Annotated in this window: 14 protein-coding genes; 6 read left to right on the top strand and 8 right to left on the bottom strand. The window is 75.1% G+C overall.

The window, feature by feature from the left end; translation table 11 throughout:
* Window positions 1-245 precede the first annotated feature (245 nt).
* A complete protein-coding gene (locus tag ABZ920_RS21920) occupies window positions 246-437 on the top strand; it encodes a DUF2795 domain-containing protein (protein WP_361507459.1) in 192 nt (63 codons plus the stop codon).
* A 67-nt stretch (window positions 438-504) separates the two neighbouring features.
* On the opposite strand, the gene ABZ920_RS21915 is transcribed toward ABZ920_RS21920, so the two are convergent.
* Window positions 505-2289 (bottom strand): serine hydrolase, encoded by a 1785-nt coding sequence (locus ABZ920_RS21915; RefSeq protein WP_361507456.1) that lies wholly within the window; start codon window positions 2287-2289, stop codon window positions 505-507.
* Between the two features lie 252 nt (window positions 2290-2541).
* Between ABZ920_RS21915 and ABZ920_RS21910 the strand changes: the two genes are divergently transcribed.
* Window positions 2542-4041, top strand: a complete 1500-nt coding sequence (locus ABZ920_RS21910) for an acyl-CoA synthetase (protein WP_361507453.1) — start codon at window positions 2542-2544, stop codon at window positions 4039-4041.
* Between the two features lie 233 nt (window positions 4042-4274).
* Here the strand turns inward: ABZ920_RS21910 and paaK are convergent, their stop codons facing one another.
* A complete protein-coding gene (gene paaK / locus ABZ920_RS21905) occupies window positions 4275-5570 on the bottom strand; it encodes a phenylacetate--CoA ligase PaaK (RefSeq protein WP_361507450.1) in 1296 nt (431 codons plus the stop codon).
* Window positions 5571-5955: 385 nt separating this feature from the next.
* Here paaK and ABZ920_RS21900 point away from each other — a divergent pair, with 385 nt between their 5' ends.
* The 3 genes from ABZ920_RS21900 (at window position 5956) to ABZ920_RS21890 (ending at window position 8026) form a co-directional block, all read left to right on the top strand.
* On the top strand, window positions 5956-6198 hold the full coding sequence (locus tag ABZ920_RS21900) for a DUF397 domain-containing protein (protein ID WP_361507448.1): 243 nt from the start codon (window positions 5956-5958) through the stop codon (window positions 6196-6198).
* Between the two features lie 267 nt (window positions 6199-6465).
* The gene (locus ABZ920_RS21895) at window positions 6466-7368 is read left to right on the top strand and encodes a universal stress protein (RefSeq protein ID WP_361507445.1); all 903 of its coding nucleotides are present in this window, start codon (window positions 6466-6468) and stop codon (window positions 7366-7368) included.
* A gap of 160 nt (window positions 7369-7528) precedes the next feature.
* Window positions 7529-8026 carry a hypothetical protein gene (locus tag ABZ920_RS21890; protein ID WP_361507442.1) on the top strand — a complete coding sequence of 166 codons (498 nt, stop codon included), beginning with the start codon at window positions 7529-7531 and terminating at the stop codon, window positions 8024-8026.
* A gap of 6 nt (window positions 8027-8032) precedes the next feature.
* Here the strand turns inward: ABZ920_RS21890 and ABZ920_RS21885 are convergent, their stop codons facing one another.
* Together ABZ920_RS21885 and ABZ920_RS21880 are read right to left on the bottom strand one after the other, a co-directional pair.
* Window positions 8033-10012 carry an N-acetylmuramoyl-L-alanine amidase gene (locus ABZ920_RS21885; RefSeq protein WP_361507439.1) on the bottom strand — a complete coding sequence of 660 codons (1980 nt, stop codon included), beginning with the start codon at window positions 10010-10012 and terminating at the stop codon, window positions 8033-8035.
* A gap of 276 nt (window positions 10013-10288) precedes the next feature.
* On the bottom strand, window positions 10289-11419 hold the full coding sequence (locus ABZ920_RS21880) for an aminoglycoside phosphotransferase family protein (RefSeq protein ID WP_361507436.1): 1131 nt from the start codon (window positions 11417-11419) through the stop codon (window positions 10289-10291).
* Window positions 11420-11666: 247 nt separating this feature from the next.
* Here ABZ920_RS21880 and ABZ920_RS21875 point away from each other — a divergent pair, with 247 nt between their 5' ends.
* On the top strand, window positions 11667-13160 hold the full coding sequence (locus tag ABZ920_RS21875; protein ID WP_361507433.1) for a hypothetical protein: 1494 nt from the start codon (window positions 11667-11669) through the stop codon (window positions 13158-13160).
* Between the two features lie 94 nt (window positions 13161-13254).
* On the opposite strand, the gene ABZ920_RS21870 is transcribed toward ABZ920_RS21875, so the two are convergent.
* The 4 genes from ABZ920_RS21870 to ABZ920_RS21855 all read right to left on the bottom strand — a co-directional run bounded on the left by ABZ920_RS21870 (window position 13255) and on the right by ABZ920_RS21855 (window position 19358).
* Window positions 13255-14673: a SpoIIE family protein phosphatase gene (locus ABZ920_RS21870; protein WP_361507430.1), complete on the bottom strand. Its 1419-nt coding sequence runs from the start codon at window positions 14671-14673 to the stop codon at window positions 13255-13257.
* 460 nt (window positions 14674-15133) lie between these two features.
* Window positions 15134-16165 (bottom strand): Gfo/Idh/MocA family oxidoreductase, encoded by a 1032-nt coding sequence (locus ABZ920_RS21865; protein WP_361507427.1) that lies wholly within the window; start codon window positions 16163-16165, stop codon window positions 15134-15136.
* A gap of 363 nt (window positions 16166-16528) precedes the next feature.
* Window positions 16529-17629 carry a chemotaxis protein gene (locus ABZ920_RS21860; RefSeq protein WP_361507424.1) on the bottom strand — a complete coding sequence of 367 codons (1101 nt, stop codon included), beginning with the start codon at window positions 17627-17629 and terminating at the stop codon, window positions 16529-16531.
* 133 nt (window positions 17630-17762) lie between these two features.
* Entirely contained in the window at window positions 17763-19358 is a 1596-nt protein-coding gene (locus ABZ920_RS21855) for an alpha/beta hydrolase (protein WP_361507421.1), read from the bottom strand.
* Window positions 19359-19957: the final 599 nt, after the last annotated feature.

The following is a 19957-nucleotide window of genomic DNA, read 5'->3' as shown; positions in this document are numbered from 1 at the left end:
GGGCGGAGCGTCCAGGTCGGCCGGGTCCGCTCGCGTCGGCCGGGAGCGACCGCGCCCGCTGTCCAGCCGGCCCCCGGCCGGGCCGCGCCCCCGGCCCGGAGCCGTTGGGGCGCGGCCGGCCCGCGCCCGCGGCCGCGCGGGTCGCTGAATGCCCGCGCCGCCGCTGGGCACTCCGACAGGGCGAAGGCAACCGCACGATCGGCCGCCCTCCGCGGACGGCCGCACACCCCTCACGGGAGGCTCCCATGGCCGACCTCAGCCCGATCGACCTGCAGAAGGCCCTCAGGGGCGCGGACTACCCCACGGACAAGCAGCACCTGGTCGAGCGCGCCCGCAAGAACAAGGCCGACGACACCATCGTCAGCCGTCTCGACGGCCTCAAGCAGGACCACTTCGACGGCCCGAACGAAGTGCAGAAGGCCGTTTTCAACGAGTGACGGCACCCGTGGGTCACCGGCCCGCCGCCCCGAGGGCGGCGGGCCGGTGCCGCACCAACCGGGTCCGTCAGTCGGCGGAGGCCGTCCAGCCCGCCGGCTGGACACGGGCCGCGTCCGCCGGACGGGTCTCGTCGAAGACCACCGTGCCGCCCGCCTCCACGCGCAGGGCGCCGACGTACGCCCCGCGTCCCACGTAGAGGCGGTCCGTGGTGTACCGCCAGCGCAGGGTGAGACCCCGTGCCGCCGGGAGGCCGGCCGTGAGGCGGTGCCAGGCTCGCCCCGACCAGCCGGTGGCGGAGCCGGCGGTGTGCTGCTGGGGCCGTTCGCCGCGGCGCACGGTCGTGAACGGCACCGGCTGCCAGGTGGCGCCGCCGTCCGCCGAGCACTCCAGGACGAGCACGTCGGCCTGCGGCTCGGTGTCCCACCACAGGGAGCACCGCAGCCGGGCCGCGCCCCGCGAGGTGTCCAGAGCGGGAAGGGTGAGCGTCGTCGTCGCGGCGCTCGCCGTGCCGGAGAACCAGGCGGTACGGCCGCGCTCGGGGCGGACCGGCACGGCCCGCGCCAGGTTGGTGCCCGCGGCGACCCGCGGGGCCGAGCCCGACCGCCACGTGCGCACCGGGTGCACGGAGTTGCCCAGGAGGACCAGGAACGAGTCGGTCGTCGGGTCGAGCACCAGGCAGGTGCCCGTGAAGCCGGTGTGCCCGGCGGTGCGCGGGGTCGCCATCGCCCCCATGTACCAGTGCTGGTAGAGCTCGAAGCCGAGGCCGTGCTCGTCGCCGGGGAAGGCGGTGTTGAAGTCGGTGAACATCAGCTCCACCGACTCCGGCCGCAGGATGCGGGCGCGCCCGTAGGAGCCGCCGTTGAGGAGGGTGCGGCCCAGCACCGCGAGGTCCCACGCGCAGGAGAACACCCCCGCGTGACCCGCGACGCCGCCCAGGCTGAAGGCGTTCTCGTCGTGCACCTCGCCCCACACGAGCCCGCGGTCCAGCCCGGACCACGGCTTGCGGGCGTCCTCGGTGGCCGCGATGGACGGCCTCCAGGAGGCCGGCGGGTTGTAGCGGGTGCGGTCGAGGCCGAGCGGGCCGGTGATCTCCTCGCCCAGCAGCGTGTCGAGCGTGCGGCCGGTGATCTCCTCCAGCACCAGTTGCAGGGAGATCAGGTTCAGGTCGGAGTACAGGTACGCGGTGCCCGGCGGGTTCAGCGGCGCCTCGTCCAAGATGAGCCGCAGTTTCCCCTCGCGCGTCGGGGCGTCGTACAGCGGGATCCAGGCACGTAACCCCGAGGTGTGGGTGAGGAGTTGACGGACCGTCACGTCCTGCTTGCCCGCGCGTCCGAAGTCCGGGAGGTAGGAGGCGACCTTCCCCTCCAGCTCCAGCGCGCCCCGTTCGATCTGCTGCACGGCGAGGATCGAGGTGAACAGCTTCGAGACGGAGGCCAGGTCGAACACGGTGTCCCGGGTCATCGGGATCTGCCGGCCGGCCGGGAACTCCACGCCCGTGCCGGTCCGCTCGTCGTAGGCGGAGTACCGCACCGCCAGGCCGATCGGCTCGTGCAGTGCCACGGTGCCGCCGCGTCCGGCGAGCAGGACGGCGCCGGCGTACCAGGGGTGCGCGGGGGAGGGGCCGAGGAACGCCTCGGCGTCGGTGACGAGCCGGCGCAGGTGGGCCGGGAGCAGGCCGGCCTTCTCGGCGTCCCCGTGCCGCAGGGTGGGCCGGCGGCCCGCTCCCGCCGCGGCGGCCGGGCCCGCGGGTAAGGCCGCGAGCGCGACTCCGCCGCCCAACGCCAGGGCCAGGCCGCCCAGTCGGCGCCGGGTCGGTCCGCCCGGTGCGCTGTCTGCCGCGCCGTCGGTCATGATGGGCCTCCCGTCTGAAAGTATCTTCCGGGGTGTGCCGTGCGGGATGAAACTTTCGTGTCAGGCAGGGAGTGTGTCAACGGGTCGTGCGGCGCCGCACGGAGGCCGGCGGGGTGCGGGGGAGAGCGTCGCAGGGCTCGACGAGCCGGTTCGCGGGCCCCGGACGGCCCCGGCGGTGCGGCACCCGGCAGGACCCGCCGGACGGCCGCGACACCTTGACCTCCCCCCGCGGCGGACGGAGGATCATCTGCCATGACGCCCGGACACGGCAGCGCGGTCGACGGGGTGCTGCGGCGCAGCGCCCGGCGCACCCCCGCGCGGGTCGCCGTCGAGTACGGCGACCGCACCTGGACGTACGAGGCACTCGACGACGCCGTCTCCCGGGCGGCGGGCGTCCTGCTGGGCCAGGGACTCGTCCCCGGCGACCGGGTCGGCGCCTACGGCCACAACTCGGACGCCTACCTCATCGCCTTCCTCGCCTGCGCCCGCGCCGGACTGGTGCACGTGCCGGTCAACCAGAACCTCACCGGCGACGACCTCGCCTACCTCCTGGGCCAGTCGGGCAGCGCGCTGGTCCTCGCCGACCCGGACCTCGCCGGGCGGCTCCCCGACGGCGTGCGGTCGCTGCCGCTGCGCGACGACGAGCGCTCGCTGCTGGCCCGGCTGGCCGGGACGGCGCCGCACGACGGCCCCGAGCCGCGCGGCGACGAACTGGTGCAGCTGCTGTACACCTCGGGGACGACCGCTCTGCCCAAGGGCGCGATGATGACCCACCGGGCCCTGGTCCACGAGTACCTCAGCGCCATCACCGCCCTCGACCTCCGCGCCGGCGACCGGCCCGTGCACTCCCTGCCGCTCTACCACTCGGCGCAGATGCACGTCTTCCTGCTGCCGTACCTGGCGGTCGGGGCGACGAACGTCATCCTCGACGCGCCCGACGGCGACCGGCTGTTCGACCTGATCGAGGCCGGGCGCGCCGACAGCCTGTTCGCGCCGCCCACGGTCTGGATCGCCCTGGCGGGCCGCCCGGACTTCGCCACGCGGGACCTGGGCGGGCTGCGCAAGGCGTACTACGGCGCCTCGATCATGCCGGTGCCCGTCCTGGAACGGCTGCGGGCACGCCTGCCCGGACTCGCCCTCTACAACTGCTTCGGCCAGAGCGAGATCGGCCCCCTGGCCCTGGTGCTCGGGCCGGACGAGCACAAGGGGCGCCTGGACTCCTGCGGGCGCCCGGTGCTGTTCGTGGACGCGCGGGTCGTCGACGAGGACGGCAAGGACGCGCCCGACGGCACCCCCGGCGAGATCGTCTACCGCTCCCCGCAGTTGTGCGAGGGCTACTGGGACAAGCCCGAGGAGACGGCCGAGGCGTTCCGCGACGGCTGGTTCCGCTCCGGCGACCTCGCCGTGCGCGACGCCCACGGCTACTTCACGGTCGTGGACCGGGTGAAGGACGTCATCAACTCCGGTGGTGTGCTGGTCGCCTCGCGCCAGGTCGAGGACGCCCTCTACACCCATCCGGCGGTCGCCGAGGTCGCCGTCGTCGGCCTTCCCGACGACCGCTGGATCGAGGCGGTCACGGCGGTCGTCGTGCCGCGCGGCGAGGTCACCGAGGAGGACCTCCTCGGCCACGCCCGGGAGAGGCTCCCGCACTTCAAGGCGCCCAAGCGCGTGGAGTTCGTCGACGCGCTGCCGCGCAACGCCAGCGGCAAGATCGTCAAGCGCGAGCTGAGGGACCGGTTCGCGGCCGGGTAGCCGCGCGGCGGTCACCGTCCGGCCGGACCGGCGCCGGGTGGGGGCGTCGCGTGCACCGAGGAACCCACGCAACGTCCCCGACGGCGCCGACCGCGACCTCCGGCCCTCACTCCACCGCATCCGCCCCGCGCAGCCGAGAGTCTCACCCCGCTCGGGGGACGCGAGCGAAGACGCCGCCACGGTCCCGGGGCTGCGGGGGCGGGGGAGGGACCCGTCGCAGCCCCGGGAACCGTCTAGCGCGGCCGCAGGTCCACGATGCGCCGGATCTTGCCCACCGAGCGCTCCAGCGTCTCCGGCTCGACGATCTCGACCGCCACCGACACCCCGACGCCGTCCTTCACCGCCGCCGCGATGGTCCGTGCCGCAGCGTCCCGCACCTCGGGGCCGGCGCCGGCACGGGCCTCGGCGCGCACGGTCAGCGAGTCCATGCGGCCCTCGCGGGTGAGCCTGAGCTGGAAGTGCGGTGCGACGCCGGGCGTGCGCAGGACGATCTCCTCGATCTGGGTCGGGAAGAGGTTCACCCCGCGCACGATCACCATGTCGTCGCTGCGGCCGGTGACCTTCTCCATGCGCCGGAAGACGCGCGCCGTGCCGGGCAGCAGCCGCGTCAGGTCGCGCGTCCGGTACCGGACCACCGGCATGGCCTCCTTGGTGAGCGAGGTGAACACGAGCTCCCCCTCCTCGCCCTCCGGCAGCACCTCGCCGGTGACCGGGTCGACGACCTCGGGGTAGAAGTGGTCCTCCCAGACGTGCAGGCCGTCCTTGCTCTCCACGCACTCCTGCGCCACGCCCGGCCCGATCACCTCCGACAGCCCGTAGATGTCGACCGCGTCGATCCCGAAGCGCTCCTCGATCTCACGGCGCATCTCCTCCGTCCACGGCTCCGCGCCGAAGACGCCGACGCGCAGCGAGGTGCCGCGGGGGTCGACGCCCTGGCGCTCGAACTCGTCGAGCAGGGTGAGCATGTACGAGGGGGTCACCATGATGATCCTGGGCCGCAGGTCCTGGATGAGCTGCATCTGGCGGGCGGTCATGCCCCCGGAGGCGGGCACGACCGTGCAGCCCAGCCGCTCGGCGCCGTAGTGGGCGCCGAGGCCGCCGGTGAAGAGTCCGTAGCCGTAGGCCACGTGCACCGTGTCGCCGGGCCGTGCGCCCGCCGCGCGCAGGGAGCGGGCCACCATGTCCGCCCACAGGGACAGGTCGTGGTCGGTGTAGCCGACGACCGTCGGGCGTCCCGTGGTGCCGCTGGAGGCGTGGATCCTGCGGATGCGGTCCCGCGGCACGGCGAACATCCCGTACGGGTAGTTCTCCCGCAGGTCCGCCTTGGTGGTGAACGGGAAGCGGGCCAGGTCGGCGAGCGAACGGCAGTCGTCCGGCGCCACCCCGGCCTTGTCGAACGACTCCCGGTAGAAGGGCACGTTCTCGTAGGCGTGCCGCAGCGTGTTCCGCAGCCGTTCGAGCTGCACCGCCCGCAGCCCGGCCGCGTCGAGCCGCTCTCCCTCGTCCAGCAGCCGTGTCACATCCGCCATCGGGGACTCCCTCACCCACCACGTCGATCCTGCCGACCGATCATTCGGTCGATGTGCTGGACATCAGTAATCCAGCCCACCCGCCCCCGGGCAAGACACCGGCGGCCACTTTTCCGCGGCACCCGCCACCGCCGCCTGCGGAAGGGCGGCGTCCGCTCGCCGGAGCGCGGTCGCGGCGCCATGGTGTGCGAGCGGCCGTCGCGCCGGTGGGCGGTCGGCCCGCCGGCCCCGGGGCCGCCGGGAGGCCGGCGGGCGGTGCCGAACGCCGTGCGGTGCGTGGTCCGCCGTCGTGGCGCGACGCGCGGCGTACGTCTCACGTGGCCTGTCGGCGGTCCGGTGCGATCGCTAGGCTGACCGCGGACGACGAAACGGGAGGAGCACGGACGTGGCCGAGAGCACCACCCAGCAGTACCCGCTCGCAGGTTGGGACAAGCCGGAACTGGACCTGAGCAAGGCCGAGTGGCAGTCCAGCAGCCGCGGCCTGGGGGATGTCCAGATCGCCTTCGTCGAGGGATTCATCGCGATGCGCAACAGCGGCCGCCCCGAGAGCCCCTCCCTGATCTTCACTCCCGCGGAGTGGGGCGCCTTCGTGTCGGGGGCGCGGGAGGGGGAGTTCGACCTGACGTGACCGGGCGCGGGCCCGATGGCGCCCGTACCGGCCCGCCCGGGCTCCGGCGGACCGGGCGGATCGGGGACCGGGTGAGGCGGACGGGCCGTGCGGAACGGGGACCGGGCGGATCCGAGCGGACCTCGCCGGACGGCGCCCGGTCGCCTCGGCCAAGGGGTGTTCCTCGCCCGTGTGCGGACACGTGACCCGGGAGGCCCTGCCGGGGCCGCCGGCCCGCGCGGTGCCGGTGCCGGCGGGGTGAGGTCGCCACCCGGAGGTGAGGAACACATGAGCACCCCCGCGGTCGTCGCCGCGGTCGACGGTTCGGACGACAGTCTGCGCGTCCTGGACTGGGCCCTCGACGCCGCCCGCCGGCGCCGGGCCCCGCTGCACGTGGCGCATGTGCGTCAGTACGCCCCCTGGGCCCGGCCCGACGTCCTGGTCGCGGGTCCACCGGAGGGCGAGGACGACCCGGTGCTCGACCAGGCCCGCGCCCGCCTGGAGGGACGCGTCGCCGGCGGCCCGGTGGAGTATCTGGGTCTGGACGGCGTCCCCGCCGCCCTGCTGCCCGGGCTGAGCGCCACCGCGCAACTGCTGGTGCTCGGCTCCCGGGGGCGCGGCGGCTTCGCCAGTCTGCTGCTCGGCTCGAACAGCCTGGCCGCCGCGCGGGACTCCGAGTGCCCCGTGGTCGTCGTGCCCCGGCCGGGCCGCGAGGTCCACGGCGAGGCGCCGGCGGAGGCCGGGCCCCGGATCGTCGTCGGCCTGCACGTCGACGGCCCCGACGAGGCCACGCTCGGTTTCGCCTTCGCGGAGGCGGCCCTGCGGGAGGCCCGGCTCCAGGTGGTGGCCGCCTGTCCGTGGCCGGCCCGGACCTGGCTGGCGCCCGGCGAACTCGCCCCGCCCGTGATCGACCGGGAGGCCGTCGAGAGCGAGACCCGGGCGCTGGTCGAGGGCTTCCTGGCGCCGCACCGCGAACGGCACCCGCGGGTGCGGGCCGACGCGTGCGTGGCGGCCGGTGACGCCGCCGGTCACCTGGTCGCCGCGTCGAAGGACGCGGACCTGGTCGTGGTCGGCCGGCACCGCAGGCGCCTGCCGGCGCCGGCCCGCATGATGGGCTCCGTCACCCAGGCCGTCCTGCTGCACGCGGCGAGCCCGGTGGCGGTGGTACCGCCGTCCCCACCGCAGGGGTGACCCCCGGGCTGCCGCCGCAGGGTCCGCCGCCGGCTCCCCCGGCGTCTGCGGCCGGCCTCCCGGCACCCGGCGCGGGGTGCCCGCCCGCCCCCGGCGGACTCCCCTCCGCCCGGGGCCGCCCACACGTCACGGGGCGGGCGCGGGCACGTACCATGTCCGCATGTCGTTCCTCCGTCGCCGCAGTGCCACGCCCGCCGGGCCCGACTTCGACGTCCTGGCCATGGACCCGGGCGACTGGCCCGGCAACCTGGGCGCCGGGCTGCTGCCCGCGCCCGACGGCACCTGCCAGGGTGTGTTCCTGCGCTACGACCTCTTCGGCGGCCGGGGCACCGCGATGATCATCGGTAATCTGCCCGAGGGCTCCCCGGCCCGGGACGTCGCCGAGGGCGAGGTCCCCTTCGAGGTGGCCCAGCTGCTGCTCGCCCTGGAGAACGACGAGGAGGTCACCGTCGTCGGCACCGAGGACGTGCCGGTGCTGCAGGGCGACAACCTGCTGATCGTGCGGCGCCTGAAGCTCTCCGAGGGCCGGATCTCCTGCGTGCAGTTCGACCGCAGCGACGGTGTCCTGGTCACCATCGCCGCGTGGGACCGCCCGATCACCGACGACCTGTACGCCCTGCTGAAACCGCTCCCCGCGGAGCTGTTCCAGCAGGGCTGAGCCGGCCTACCGCGCCGACTTCTCCAGCACCACGTCCGCAGCCCGGACGTACGCCACCCGGTGGCCGTACTGGATCTCGTAGTACAGGTCCTCGCCCACGACGACGCGGTGCGAGTCGGTGGTGAAGGTCACCGCGTAGTAGTACTCGCCCGGCACCTTGTCACCGGCCACGTACCTCTGCCCGGCCGGCAGCCTGTACGACAGCGGCGAGACGGACTGGACGGGCACGTCCGCCGGATAGGCGGCCTGCTCCGGATAGGCCCGCCCGTACACCGGCACGCTGTCCAGCCCCGGCCTGGGCGTCACGACGAACCCGGCCGCGTCCACCGCCGTCGGCTGCCCGGCCGGGTTCTGGAACCAGGCCTTCTGCCCGAGGTACCAGATCGCGGTCCAGTCGCCCCTGCGCTCGGCGACCGCGAACTGCTGGCCGGTCGAGGCCCGCGAACCCACGTCGTTCACCCCGGTCGTCGAGACGCCGCCGTCGGGGTGCGTGCCGATGTCCTTGACCAGCGGTGCGGACGTGTCGGGCTCCGAGTACAGCCGCACCTCGCTGGAGCCGTGGTCCGCGCACGGTGTGCCGCCGGTGGTGCAGCCCGTGTACTGCGGCCGGTTCGCGGTGTAGTCGGGGCGGATCGTCACCAGCCCGCCGTCCTTGCCCGCGGTGGGCTGCAGGGGCCTGCCCAGCAGTTCGAAGTAGTGCCGCCAGTCCCAGTACGGCCCCGGGTCGGTGTGCATGCCGGACACGGTCGAGGTGGTCGGGCCCGGGACGGTGTCGTGGCCGAGGATGTGCTGCCGGTCCAGCGGGATGGCGTACTTCACGGCCAGGTACTTCACCAGCCGCGCCGACGAGCGGTACATCGCCTCGGTGTACCAGGCGTCCGGCTCGGCGAGGAAACCTTCATGCTCCAGGCCGACCGACGTGGCGTTGACGTACCAGTTGCCCGCGTGCCAGGCCACGTCCTGCGCCTTCACGTGCTGGGCGATGTGCCCGTCCGTCGAGCGCAGCGTGTAGTTCCACGACACGTACGTCGGGTCCTGGACCATGTTCAGGACACCGTCCCAGCGTCCTTCCGTGTCGTGGACGACGATGTACCGGATGCGCTGCGACGCCGGCCGGTCGCCGAGGTCGTGGTTGCCGTAGTCGTTGTCCCCGAACTCCTGGTAGGGCGCCGGGATCCACTCGCAGGACACCGTCGGGGGGCACTCCGTGCCGGCGGCGGAGACGGTGCGCAGCCCGGTGCGGCTCAGCTGGGCGGTGTCGGGCACGAGGCCGGGCCGGGCGCTGAGGACCAGGCGCTGCCCGGCGTCCGTGGTGCGCCGCTCACCGGAGCGGATCACGTCGTACACGTCGTCGGCGTAGGTCGCCGCCGTCGCGGTGTCGTCCGCGCCGGAGAAGCGGGCCACCGCCCCGTACCAGTCGGCCGGGTCCGGGCTCAGCGGCTCGCCCAGCTCCCGCTGCGCCGCGGCCAGCAGGGCCGCGCCGCCCGCGATGTTCGCCGCCTCGTCCGTGCGCAGCCGCTCGGCCGGCATGCCGGTCAGCCGCGCCGCCCTGGTCAGCGTCTTCAGGCGGGCCGGGAGCGCGGCCGCCTCAGGCACCCGCGCGGTGACGCGGAGGGCGGGGCGAGCGCCGTCGCCCCGGGGGTCCTCCGCGCCCTCGCCGTGGTGCGGCGCCTCCTTCAGCGCGGTCCGCGCGTCGGTGAGGTGCATCGGGCCGTAGCCGCCGGTCACACTCGGCGCGCCACCGTGCCCGTCCCAGCGGGACTGCAGGTAGGACACGCCCAGCAGGACGCTCTGCGGCACGTGGTACTCCGCGGCCGCGGCGGCGAACGCCCGCTGCAGCCGGCCGGTGTCGGACGGGGCCGCGCCGGCGGACGGGGCGGCGCCCAGCAGCGGCAGGAGCAGGGCCGCGGCGGCGACGGCGCCGGCCGCCGTGCGGGCCCGTCTGCCGGCCGGCACGGACTGGGGGTCGGGGGCGGATCCTCGCAAAAGAAGCCTCCTGGGGCACTCGGGCGTGGCGGGGCGTGCGGGGGCCGGCGTGGGACAGTGGTACCGGCTTGCCGACGATCCGTCAATCATGCCCACAGCGGGGCGATTTCCCATGTCAAGCGGGGTCCCGGCGAGTTTCGTCGCGGCGGACCCGGGGCCTGCGGGGCGTCAGAGGCGTACACCAATGGCCCCGGACGGCCGACCCCCGGAAGCCGTACACGACGAAGGCCCGCGGTGCGCCGCCGCTACGGGCGCACCGCGGACCTCGGTCCCGCGTCAGCGAGTGCCGACCGCCGCGCGCACGGCCCGCCGGGCCAGCTGGCAGTCGTCGTGCAGCCGCCGCAGCAGCAGCCGCTGCTCCTCGCCGGACGGCACGGCGGCCGGGTGGGCCGTGCCCGGGGCCGCGTCGTGCATCGAGCGCTGCACGGCCGTCTCGTAGGTGCGGATCTCACGGGTCAGCACGAGCATCAGGTTCACCAGGAAGGCGTCACGCGCCGCCGGCCCGGCCGCCTGGGCGAGCTGGCTGATCTGCCGCCGCGCCACCGGCGCGTCCCCGAGGACCGCCCACAGCGTCGCCAGATCGTAGCCCGGCAGGTACCAGCCCGCGTGCTCCCAGTCCACCAGCACCGGACCGGCCGGTGACAGCACCATGTTCGCGAGCAGGGCGTCGCCGTGGCAGAACTGGCCCATGCCCTGCCGGCCCGCCGCGTGGGCGATGCCGTGCAGCAGCTTCTGCAGGTCGCCCAGGTCCCGGTCGGTGAGCAGCCCCAGCTCGTGGTACCGGGCGATGCGGGCCGCGTAGTCCAGCGGGGCGTCGAACGTGCCCGCCGGCGGCCGCCAGGCGTTCAGCCGGCAGATCGCGCCGAGGGCCGCCTTGATGTCCGCCCGCGGCGGAGTGTCCGCCGGATGCCGCTGGAGTGCCGCCACCCGGCCCGGCGTGCGCTCGATGACGAGGGTGCAGTTGTCCGGGTCCGCCGCGATCAGCCGGGGCACGCGGACCGGTGGCCGGTGCCGGACGAACGAGCGGTATGCGGCTATTTCGTGCCGGTACCGTTCGGCCCACGCGGGCGAGTGGTCCAGTAAGCACTTGGCGACGGCCGTGGTGCGTCCGGTCGTGCCGACCAGGAGCACGGAGCGCCCGCTGCGGCGCAGCACCTGCACCGGGGCGAACTCCGGGCAGATCCGGTGGACCGACGCGAGCACCGCGCGCAACTGGGCGCCCTGGGGGCCGGACAGGTCGAGTCTCCCGCTGAGCGCTGGTGCGGCCGGACCCGGCCCGCGTCGCGCCCGGCCCGCGCCGAGCACGGCCGCCACCGGTCGTAACGGGTCGGGACGCGGACCGCCGGCGCCCGGGTGGGGGCGCAGTGGCCGGGGCGGCGCGGACACGGAGGACGATGCTGCGTACATGGGTGATACAGATCCCTTCGTGTGCCTGCTGTGCCTTCCGCGTGGGGGGTTGCGCCGCCCGGCCCGGCTCGCTGGGGTCACCCTGGGGAATGTCCGTCGGTGACCGGGTCGGGGTGGCGCGTTCCTACCTGACACCCGATGGCCACTGGCACACCATCTGGCGCACCCTGGCGAAGCCTGGCGAATAGTCGCCCGGCAACTCTCCCCGGGTCTACTGTCAACTCAGCCGAGTACCTGGGGGCTTGACGTGAGCGGACAACCCAACACCCGCCTTGCGGACCTGTTCGGCCTGACCGGCTGGTCCAAGGGGGAACTCGCGAGACTGGTCAACCGGCAGGCGGCGGCCATGGGCCACCCCCAGCTGGCGACCGACACCTCCCGGGTGCGGCGTTGGATCGACACGGGAGAGATCCCGCGCGATCCGGTGCCGCGGGTGCTGGCGGCCCTGTTCACCGAGCGTCTCGGCCGTGTCGTGACCATCGAGGACCTCGGTCTGGTGCGGCACGGGCGTACGGGGAAACGGCAGGGCGGCGGGAGTGGGGAACATCCCGACGGAGTGCCGTGGGCGCCCGAGCAGACCGCCGCGGTCCTCACCGAATTCACGGGAATGGACCTCATGCTCAACCGACGCGGCTTGGTGGGCGCGGGTGCCGCGCTCGCCGCGGGATCCGCCCTCAGCGGTGCCATGTACGACTGGCTCCACACCGATCCGGCCCCGCAGGCCGGCGCTCCCCAGCACACCACACTTCAGCACGCCGACCCGGCCGGGTTCGACCGGTACGAGGCCGCCCCCATCGGATCGGAGGAGATCGAGGAACTGGAGCGCTCCGTCGAGGTGTTCCGGGCCTGGGACGCGGCCCGCGGCGGCGGACTGCAGCGCAAGGCGGTGGTCGGCCAGCTCAACGAGGTGGGCGGCATGCTGGCCTACCGCCACCCGCCCCACCTGCAGCGGCGCCTGTGGGGCGTCGCCGCCAACCTCGCCGTCCTCGCGGGCTGGATGTCCCACGACGTCGGCTTGGAGCCCACGGCTCAGAAGTACTTCGTCATCGCCGCCCACGCCGCGCGGGAGGGGGGCGACCGGCCCCGGGCCGGCGAGGCGCTCTCGCGGGCGGCCCGGCAGATGGTGCACCTCGGGCGGCCGGACGACGCGCTGGACCTGATGAAGCTCGCCCAGTCCGGATCCGGCGACGAGGTGCTGCCGCGGACCAGGGCGATGCTCCACACCATCGAGGCCTGGGCGCAGGCGTCGATGGGCCGGGGCCAGGCGATGCGCCGCACCCTCGGCCAGGCGGAGGACCTCTTCGTCTCCGGCCAGGGCGACGTGCCCGCGCCGAGCTGGATGCAGACCTTCAAGGAGGCGGACCTGTACGGCATGCAGGCCCTGGCCTACCGCACACTGGCGGAGTTCGAGCCCGGCGCGGCCGTGCACGCGCAGCACTACGCGGACAAGGCACTGGCCCTGCGCAACGACGGCCGGGAGCGGTCGAAGATCTTCGACTACCTGTCGATGGCCTCCGCCTGCTTCATCGCCGACGACCCCGAACAGGCGGACCGGTACGCGCGACTGGCCCTGGTGTCGATGGGTTCCAACTCCTCGCGCCGTACCTGGGACCGCCTGCGGCAGATGTACCGGCTCACCGCCGAGTACTCCGGCTGCCCCAGGGTGCAGGAACTGCGGGAGGAGATCAGGCTGGCGCTGCCCGGCCCCAAGGGCCGGGGAGGCGCCGGCGCCCGGGCCTAGGACACGTCACGGCCCACGGGCAGGGTGTACGGGCGGGGCAGCCCGTCGGTGATCGGTGTGCCCGCTTCCGCGCCCGCGTCGCGCCGGCGGACGGTCAGCGGGTGACCCTGGCGACGAGCAGGCAGGCGTCCTGGTCGCCTCCGGCCGCGCCGAACCCCTCCACGACCGCCCGCAGGCAGTCCCGCGCCGTGGTCGCGGTGCCCCGTCGTGCAGCCGTGCCGAGGAGGCGGTTCACCGCCGCCGCGGTACCGCCGCCCGGCATCGGCCCGCCGGCGTGCAGCAGGAGCAGGTCGCCCACGCGGAGGGTCACCTCGGCCTGCCCGCGGGCGGCGTGCGCACCGGCGCCGCACGGGGTGCCGTCCGGTGCGCCCGGCACCCGCCCCGTCCCGTCCCGGAACAGCAGCGGGGCGGGGCCTCCCGTCCCTGCCCACAGCAGGGTGCGGGTCCCGGGCCGGTAGCGGCAGCAGACGGCGCTGTCCGGGGCCGGGTGGGAGGTCGTCCCCAGCAGTTCGTCGAGCAGGGTCATCAGCCGCCCGGGCCGGGCGCCCGCCATCGCCATGCCGCGCAGCGCCCCCAGCAGCATGGCCGCGCCGCGACTCGCGCCGGGGCCGGGGCCGGGCCCGGTGAGCCGGCCCACAGTGAGCAGGGTGTCGCCGTCCGGCAGTTCCAGCGCGTCGCACCAGGCGCCTCCGCCCGGCCCGCCCGCCGGGCCGGGCAGACGGCCGGCCGCCACCTCCACTCCCAGGCGGCGGCCTTCCTGGAGCCGCGGCACGCCGGTCCACGGCGGTGCGGCCTCCTGCGGTCCGGCCGTGAGTTGCTGCCCGGTCCGGGGCGGGTGCCGGTGGCGTCGCAGCGCGTCACGGGTCTCCCGCACCGCCCGTTGGCTGCTGCGCAGTTCGCTGACGTCGCGCAGCACGGCCCACATCGAGGCGGTGCCGCCGTCGGCGTCGAGCACGGGCTCGCCCATCATGTGCACGGTGCGCACCGTGCCGTCGGGCCGGACGATCCGGAACTCCCCGTCGAGCGGCCGGGCGTCGACCAGGCAGTCCGTCACCGACGCGGTCAGGGCGGGCCGGTCCTCGGCGAGCACCAGGGAGGGCAGTTCGTCCAGCGGCAGCGGGGCGGCACCGGCGTCGCGGCCGAGGATCCGGTACAGCTCCCCGGACCAACTGGCCTCGTCCGTCAGCAGGTTCCACTCCGCGCTGCCGACCCGGCCGAGCAGCGAGCCGGAGGCCGTCCCGGTGGCGGGCGCCGCGTCCGGCGCCGTCGGCGGGCCGGCCCGCAGTTGCGCCAAGTGCTGGTCCAAGTCGTCGAGTTGGTGCAGCGCCAGGTCGTACAGCGCGCGCTCCCAGCGGCCCCGGGGATCCAGGTCGTCGCCCTCGTCGCCCCCGGCGACCCGTCGCACGGCGTCGACCTCGCCCTTGAGCCGGCGGGCCTGGGTGATCAGGGCGTCGACCGGGCCGGGCCCGGGCGGTTCGGCGGCCGGGCGGTCCGCTGGGAGGGGGAACGGCATGACGCGCTCCGATACGGGGACGGTACGACCACGGGGGCGGAGGGACCGTTACGACTGTGGCACAGCCCGCGACGCCCCGTAAGGGATTCGGCAACACACGGTCCGGTGGTGCTGCCGGCATATGCCATAGTCTTCACGAACCCGGCCGGGCGGTGCCTTACCGGTAGACGGGCGGTCGCTCAAGTCGTATGGCGGTTACGTCATTTGATGCTTCATGCGTGGCGTCCCCCCTGCTGCTCGGTCGCCTGTTCGGAGGTCGTCGGAACTTCCGGCGGCGGGCGGCGCCGCGGCCGACGCGTGAAGTGACTGCGCCGCCTCCTGCTGCGCACCCGTGCCGCGGTGGCGCCCGGCCGTGAGGACGTGACCGCGGCGGTCGACCGCGGTCGGAGCACGCTGTTCGGCATGGCCTGAGGACCCTGTGCCACACGCCCCGAGCACGCCGGGGGCCGGCGAGCGGTGATCAGGCGGAGGCGCCCGGAGGGCCGTACGCCTCCGGCCGCGGGGCGAGGTCGACGGTCACCCGTCCTCCGCGCTCCAGCGCCGCCACCCCGGCCTCCGCGACAGCGGACGCGGCATACCCGTCCCAGGCGCTCGCCCCGGTGACCCGGCCCCGCCGGGTGGCGTCGACCCACGCCTGCACCTCGCGGTCGTAGGCGTCGGCGAACCGGACGAGATAGTCCTGCGGCACCTCCGCACCGGCGCTGCCGCGCGCGGTGACCACCATGGCGTGCTCCTCGCCGATCCGCGCGCTGCCCGCCTCGCAGACGGCCTCGCAGCGCACCTGGTAGCCGAAGCCGCAGTTGACGAAGACCTCCACGTCGACCAGGGCGCCGCCGTCGGTCTCCAGGAGCACGAACTGCGGGTCGAGCAGTCCGTCGGGGGCTCCGCCCGAAGGGCGGGGCCGCAGCACCGTCACCGCGGTCGGCTCCTGCCCGAGCAGCCAGCGCGCCGCGTCGATCTCGTGCGACACGGAGCTGTTGATCAGCATGGCGCTGGTGAAGCGGGGCGGGGAGGAGACATTGCGGTGCGTGCAGTGCAGGAACAGCGGCCGGCCGAGCCGGCCGCCGTCCAGCAGGGACTTCAGGCGCCGGTACTCGGCGTCGTAGCGCCGCATGAACCCGATCTGCGCCAGCCGCCGTCCGAGCCGTACCTCCGCCTCGACCACGCGCAGGGCCCCGGCCGAGTCGGGCACCATCGGCTTCTCGCAGAGCACCGGCAGCCCCCGGGCGAAGGCCGCGAGCAGCGCCTCCTCGTGCGCGGGCCCCGGCGAGGCGACCAGCACCGCCTCCACGCCCGGCGCGTCCAGCGCCGCCTCCACGTCCGTGTGCACGGCGACCCCGTCCAGGCCCGCCACCGCCTCCCTCGCCGCCGCGGTCTCGGGGTCGGCCACGGCCGCCACCCGGGCACCGCTCACCACCCGGCTCAGCCGTCGTATGTGATCGGACCCCATGTGCCCGGCACCCAGCACAGCCACGCCCAGCAGGTCACCCACGCGCCCACTCCCTCCTCGCCGACGGTCCCGCCGTAGCGTAGGACCTCGGAGGCCGAGTGGGGACCGGACCGGGACGGGCCCTCCGCCGGCGCGGTCCGGCGCAGGGCAGGAGCCGCAGGCACGGGTGGGAGGTCCGTCCGGGCGCGGCCGGATGCTCCGGGCCCGCTCGCGGACCTGCGCGCCGGGGACGCGGGGGCGTCTCCCCAGGCACCGCGGAGCCCGTCGCCGAACCGGGCGGGCCGTCGCCGTGCGACGCATCGCATCGACGCCGCGGCCCCGGCAGGCGGGATCCGGGCGGGACCCCTGCGGCGCGCGGGGCGGGCCGCGCGGGCCTCCGGCAGCCGGCCTCGCGGGTCCGGGGACTCAGTAGCGCAGCACTCCGGCGATCCCCTGTTCCTCGCCGAGGGTGCCGTCCGGGACGAAGTGGACCGCGGCGCCCGTCTCCAGGCACTGCTCGACGATCTCGTCGACGATGTCCTCGCGGGCACCGGGGGCGCCGCTCTCGGCCGGGACCAGGTGGCTGCCGGCGTCGGTGCGCATCGTCGCCCGGTAGTTCTCCTCGACCGCCAGCAGCCGGACCCGGCCCTCCCGGGCGCTCTGCCAGACCTCGTCGACGCCCGCGGCGAACTCCTTGCGCCCGCGGGCCGTCTCCAGGGCCCGCGCCACGGCCTCGGCCTCGTGCCGGAGCCGTGCCTCGTGCACCGGACCCACCGCGCGCCAGACGGCCTCCGGGGTGCCGTGCGCCAGACCGCCGCGCGGGACGTGCGTCGCACCGCGGGCCGCGCTGCCCACCTCGTCGAGGGCCGACAGCGCCGCCGGCTGACCGGTGACGTAGAGGGGACGCGGGTGCCGGCGCAGGAGTGCGCCCAGCGCGCCGTCGGCCTCCCGCAGGAACTGGCGGGTGTCCTGGGCGCGGAAGGCGCTCGGGTTGTCACCGATCTGCAGCCGCCGTTCCGCGTCGAAGTTCTCGACGAGGCGCCTGATGAGCGGGAAGCCGCCGGTGCGCTCCTCGGTCACGTGGCCGGCCGCGCCGCTCCACAGGGTCACGCGGTCGGCGGAGACCGACAGCACCCAGAACGGGCGCTCGGCGGCCTGCGCGGAGACCAGGTTCCGGGTCAGGAAGGTGTCCGACAGCACCACCCGCTCCGGCACCGGGCGGGAGAGCGACCACACCTGGTGCTCGCCCGGCGCGGCGAAGATGGCCAGCCCGTCCTCGGCGAACGTCAGGTCCACCTCGGTCAGGGCCCTGTCGAGCTGGCGGACGACGTCGGCGCGTCGCTCCCGGGTGACCGCCGGATCGGACTCCAGGCGCTTCTTGGCCTCGGCCACCGCATTGCGGAGCCGGACCGCATCCTGCGTCTTCTCGGGCTCGCGGCGGTGCGTCGGCGTCAGCACCGACACCGCCGGATAGGGGCGCGGGCGCCGCAGTACGGCGAGGCTCGTAGGACTCAGGAGATGCTCCATGACAGCACGATAGGACCGATGGACAGGTCGGGCATGTGGAGCAGTTCCGACGGCCCGAGCCCCGGATGGCGCGGCGTCCGGTTGCCCGAGGCACCGGTGCGGCGCGCCTCCGCGGACCCGTGCGGCGGGGCCCTCAGTCGCCGGCGTCCGGCTCCGGGTCCGCCGGGCAGGAACTGCCGCTGGGCGGCAGCGAGCCGTACAGCAGGAAGTCGTCGACCTTGCGGTGCACGCACTTGGAGGACCCGTACCCGGTGTGCCCCTGCCCCCTGTTGTCGAGCACCACGGTCGAGGAGCCGAGCCGCTTCGCCGTCTCCACGGTCCACCGGTACGGGGTCGCCGGGTCGCCGCGCGTCCCGACCAGCAGCATCTTCGGCACCTCGAGGTTCTTCACCCGCTCGCGGACGAAGTCCGTGCCCTTGGGGCGGCCGTAGCACATCAGCAGCCCGTTCAGCCGGAACCGGCCGAAGACGGGTGAGGCCTGCTCGTACTCGGTGCGCAGCCGGGCGAGGTCCCTGCCGATCCGGTCGGCGCCGGGCCGGTCGGGGTCGTCCGCGCAGTTGATGGCCATCATCGCCGCCGCCAGGTTGTCCGGCGGGACGTCCTCGGGGTCGACGAGGACGCCGTGAGCCTTCGGCGCGGGGCCCCGCCGTCCCGGCAGCGTGACACCACCGGAGGTGAAGGCCTCGATTCGCCGTGTGTCGCCGTCCTCGACCAGCGAGGCGACGGCGTGCTCCAGCAGGGGCCACAGCCGCTTGCTGTAGAGCGCCTGGCTGATCGCCCCGACGAGGGCCTGACCGGAGAGCTCACCGCCGAACACCATCGGCACGGGGTCCCGGTCGAGCGAGCGGACGAGCCGGAGGACCCGCGCACGCGCCGTACGCCGGTCGTCCCCGAACGGGCAGGCGAGGTCCCGCACGCACCAGTGGAGGAAGGCGTCGAAGGCGGCCTGCTGCCCCTCGGCCGCCACGCGGCCCTGCTCCGCCAACGGCTCGGTGAGCGTGTCCACTCCGTCCAGGGCCATCCGCCCGACCTTGTCGGGGAACTCGGCCGCGTAGACCGCGCCGAGCCGGGTGCCGTACGAGAAACCCAGGTAGTTCAGCTTCTTGTCGCCGAGTGCCTGGCGGATGACGTCCAGGTCGCGCGCCGAGTCGACGGTGCCTATGTGGCGCAGCACCGCACCGGCGTGCGCGGCGCACTCCGCCGCCGCCCTGCGCCACCGTTCCAGCGCGGCCTGCGGATCGCCGGCGGCCGCGTCGTCGGCCGACAGCACCTCGTACAGCGCGGAGCCGGTGCCGCAGCTCACCGGTGAGGACTGGCCCACGCCGCGCGGGTCGAAGGCGACCACGTCGTAGCCGTTGGTCAGGTCCATGAACTCGCGGCCCCCGGCGGCCAGCGCCGGCACCCCGGCGCCGCCGGGTCCGCCGAAGTTGAGCACCACCGAGCCGCGCGACGGGCCGCTCGCCCGGTAGCGGGCCAGCGCCAGTTCGAGCGTCCCCGACCCCGGACGGGCGTAGTCGAGGGGGACGGTGACCTTTCCGCACTGCAGGTCCCTCGGCCTGTCCGCGCCGCACGACGCCCACGTCACCCGTTGACTGTAGAACCGGTGCAGACCGGGGCCGTCGCCGTCCGCGGCCGACGCCGGCAGACCCGCTCCCAGCAGGGCCAGCGTGAGGGCCCCGGCGCACGCGCAGCGCCGGACCGCGGGTCGCACCGACAGCATGGACGGCATCGATGCCTCCCAAGACGCTCCGCTGCGGGCCGTGAACCGCGCCCTCGAACACCATAGGCGCAGCCCCCGGGCCTCGCCTCCCGGCGCCTCGGGTCTTGGTGCCCCGCCGTGATCCCCGGGGACGGGGCGGGTGTGCCGGCGCTTGTCCCCGCGTACCGGCGGCCGGCGTCCCCCTACCCGGGTTGACCGGCTTCCGCTCCGGGCGACCGGTCCCGCGTTCCGGCGGCGGGTCCCGCGTTCCGGCTCCTGGTCCCGCGTCCTGGTGGTCGGTGCCCGGTGCCCGGTGCCCGGTGCCCGGGTGGCCGGTCTCGCGTCCTGCGGCGGGCTTTCGCGTCTTGGCGGTCGGTGCCTGTCTCCGGTGGCCGGTCTCGCGTTCCGGCGGCGGGCTTTCGCGTCCTGGTGGTCGGTGCCTGTGCCCGGGTGGCCGGTCTCGCGTTCCGGCGGCGGGCTTTCGCGTCCTGGTGGTCGGTGCCCGGTGCCCGGGTGGCCGGTCTTGCGTCCTGGCGGCGGGCTTTCGCGTCCTGGTGGTCGGTGCCCGGTGCCCGGGTGGCCGGTCTTGCGTCCTGGCGGCGGGCTTTCGCGTCCTGGTGGTCGGTGAC

The sequence above is a fragment of the Streptomyces sp. NPDC046831 genome, from assembly GCF_040645305.1.
Classification (GTDB): Bacteria; Actinomycetota; Actinomycetes; order Streptomycetales; family Streptomycetaceae; genus Streptomyces.
Note: the sequence above shows the minus strand (reverse complement) of the source record. Positions and strands in the feature narration are given on the sequence as shown.

What these genes read in the sequence shown, in the direction of transcription:
- ABZ920_RS21920 (WP_361507459.1), top strand. Translation starts at nt 246, where the DNA reads ATGGCCGACCTCAGCCCGATCGACCTGCAGAAGGCCCTCAGGGGCGCG.
- ABZ920_RS21915 (WP_361507456.1), bottom strand. Translation starts at nt 2,289, where the DNA reads ATGACCGACGGCGCGGCAGACAGCGCACCGGGCGGACCGACCCGGCGC.
- ABZ920_RS21910 (WP_361507453.1), top strand. Translation starts at nt 2,542, where the DNA reads ATGACGCCCGGACACGGCAGCGCGGTCGACGGGGTGCTGCGGCGCAGC.
- paaK (WP_361507450.1), bottom strand. Translation starts at nt 5,570, where the DNA reads ATGGCGGATGTGACACGGCTGCTGGACGAGGGAGAGCGGCTCGACGCG.
- ABZ920_RS21895 (WP_361507445.1), top strand. Translation starts at nt 6,466, where the DNA reads ATGAGCACCCCCGCGGTCGTCGCCGCGGTCGACGGTTCGGACGACAGT.
- ABZ920_RS21890 (WP_361507442.1), top strand. Translation starts at nt 7,529, where the DNA reads ATGTCGTTCCTCCGTCGCCGCAGTGCCACGCCCGCCGGGCCCGACTTC.
- ABZ920_RS21880 (WP_361507436.1), bottom strand. Translation starts at nt 11,419, where the DNA reads ATGTACGCAGCATCGTCCTCCGTGTCCGCGCCGCCCCGGCCACTGCGC.
- ABZ920_RS21870 (WP_361507430.1), bottom strand. Translation starts at nt 14,673, where the DNA reads ATGCCGTTCCCCCTCCCAGCGGACCGCCCGGCCGCCGAACCGCCCGGG.
- ABZ920_RS21860 (WP_361507424.1), bottom strand. Translation starts at nt 17,629, where the DNA reads ATGGAGCATCTCCTGAGTCCTACGAGCCTCGCCGTACTGCGGCGCCCG.
- ABZ920_RS21855 (WP_361507421.1), bottom strand. Translation starts at nt 19,358, where the DNA reads ATGCCGTCCATGCTGTCGGTGCGACCCGCGGTCCGGCGCTGCGCGTGC.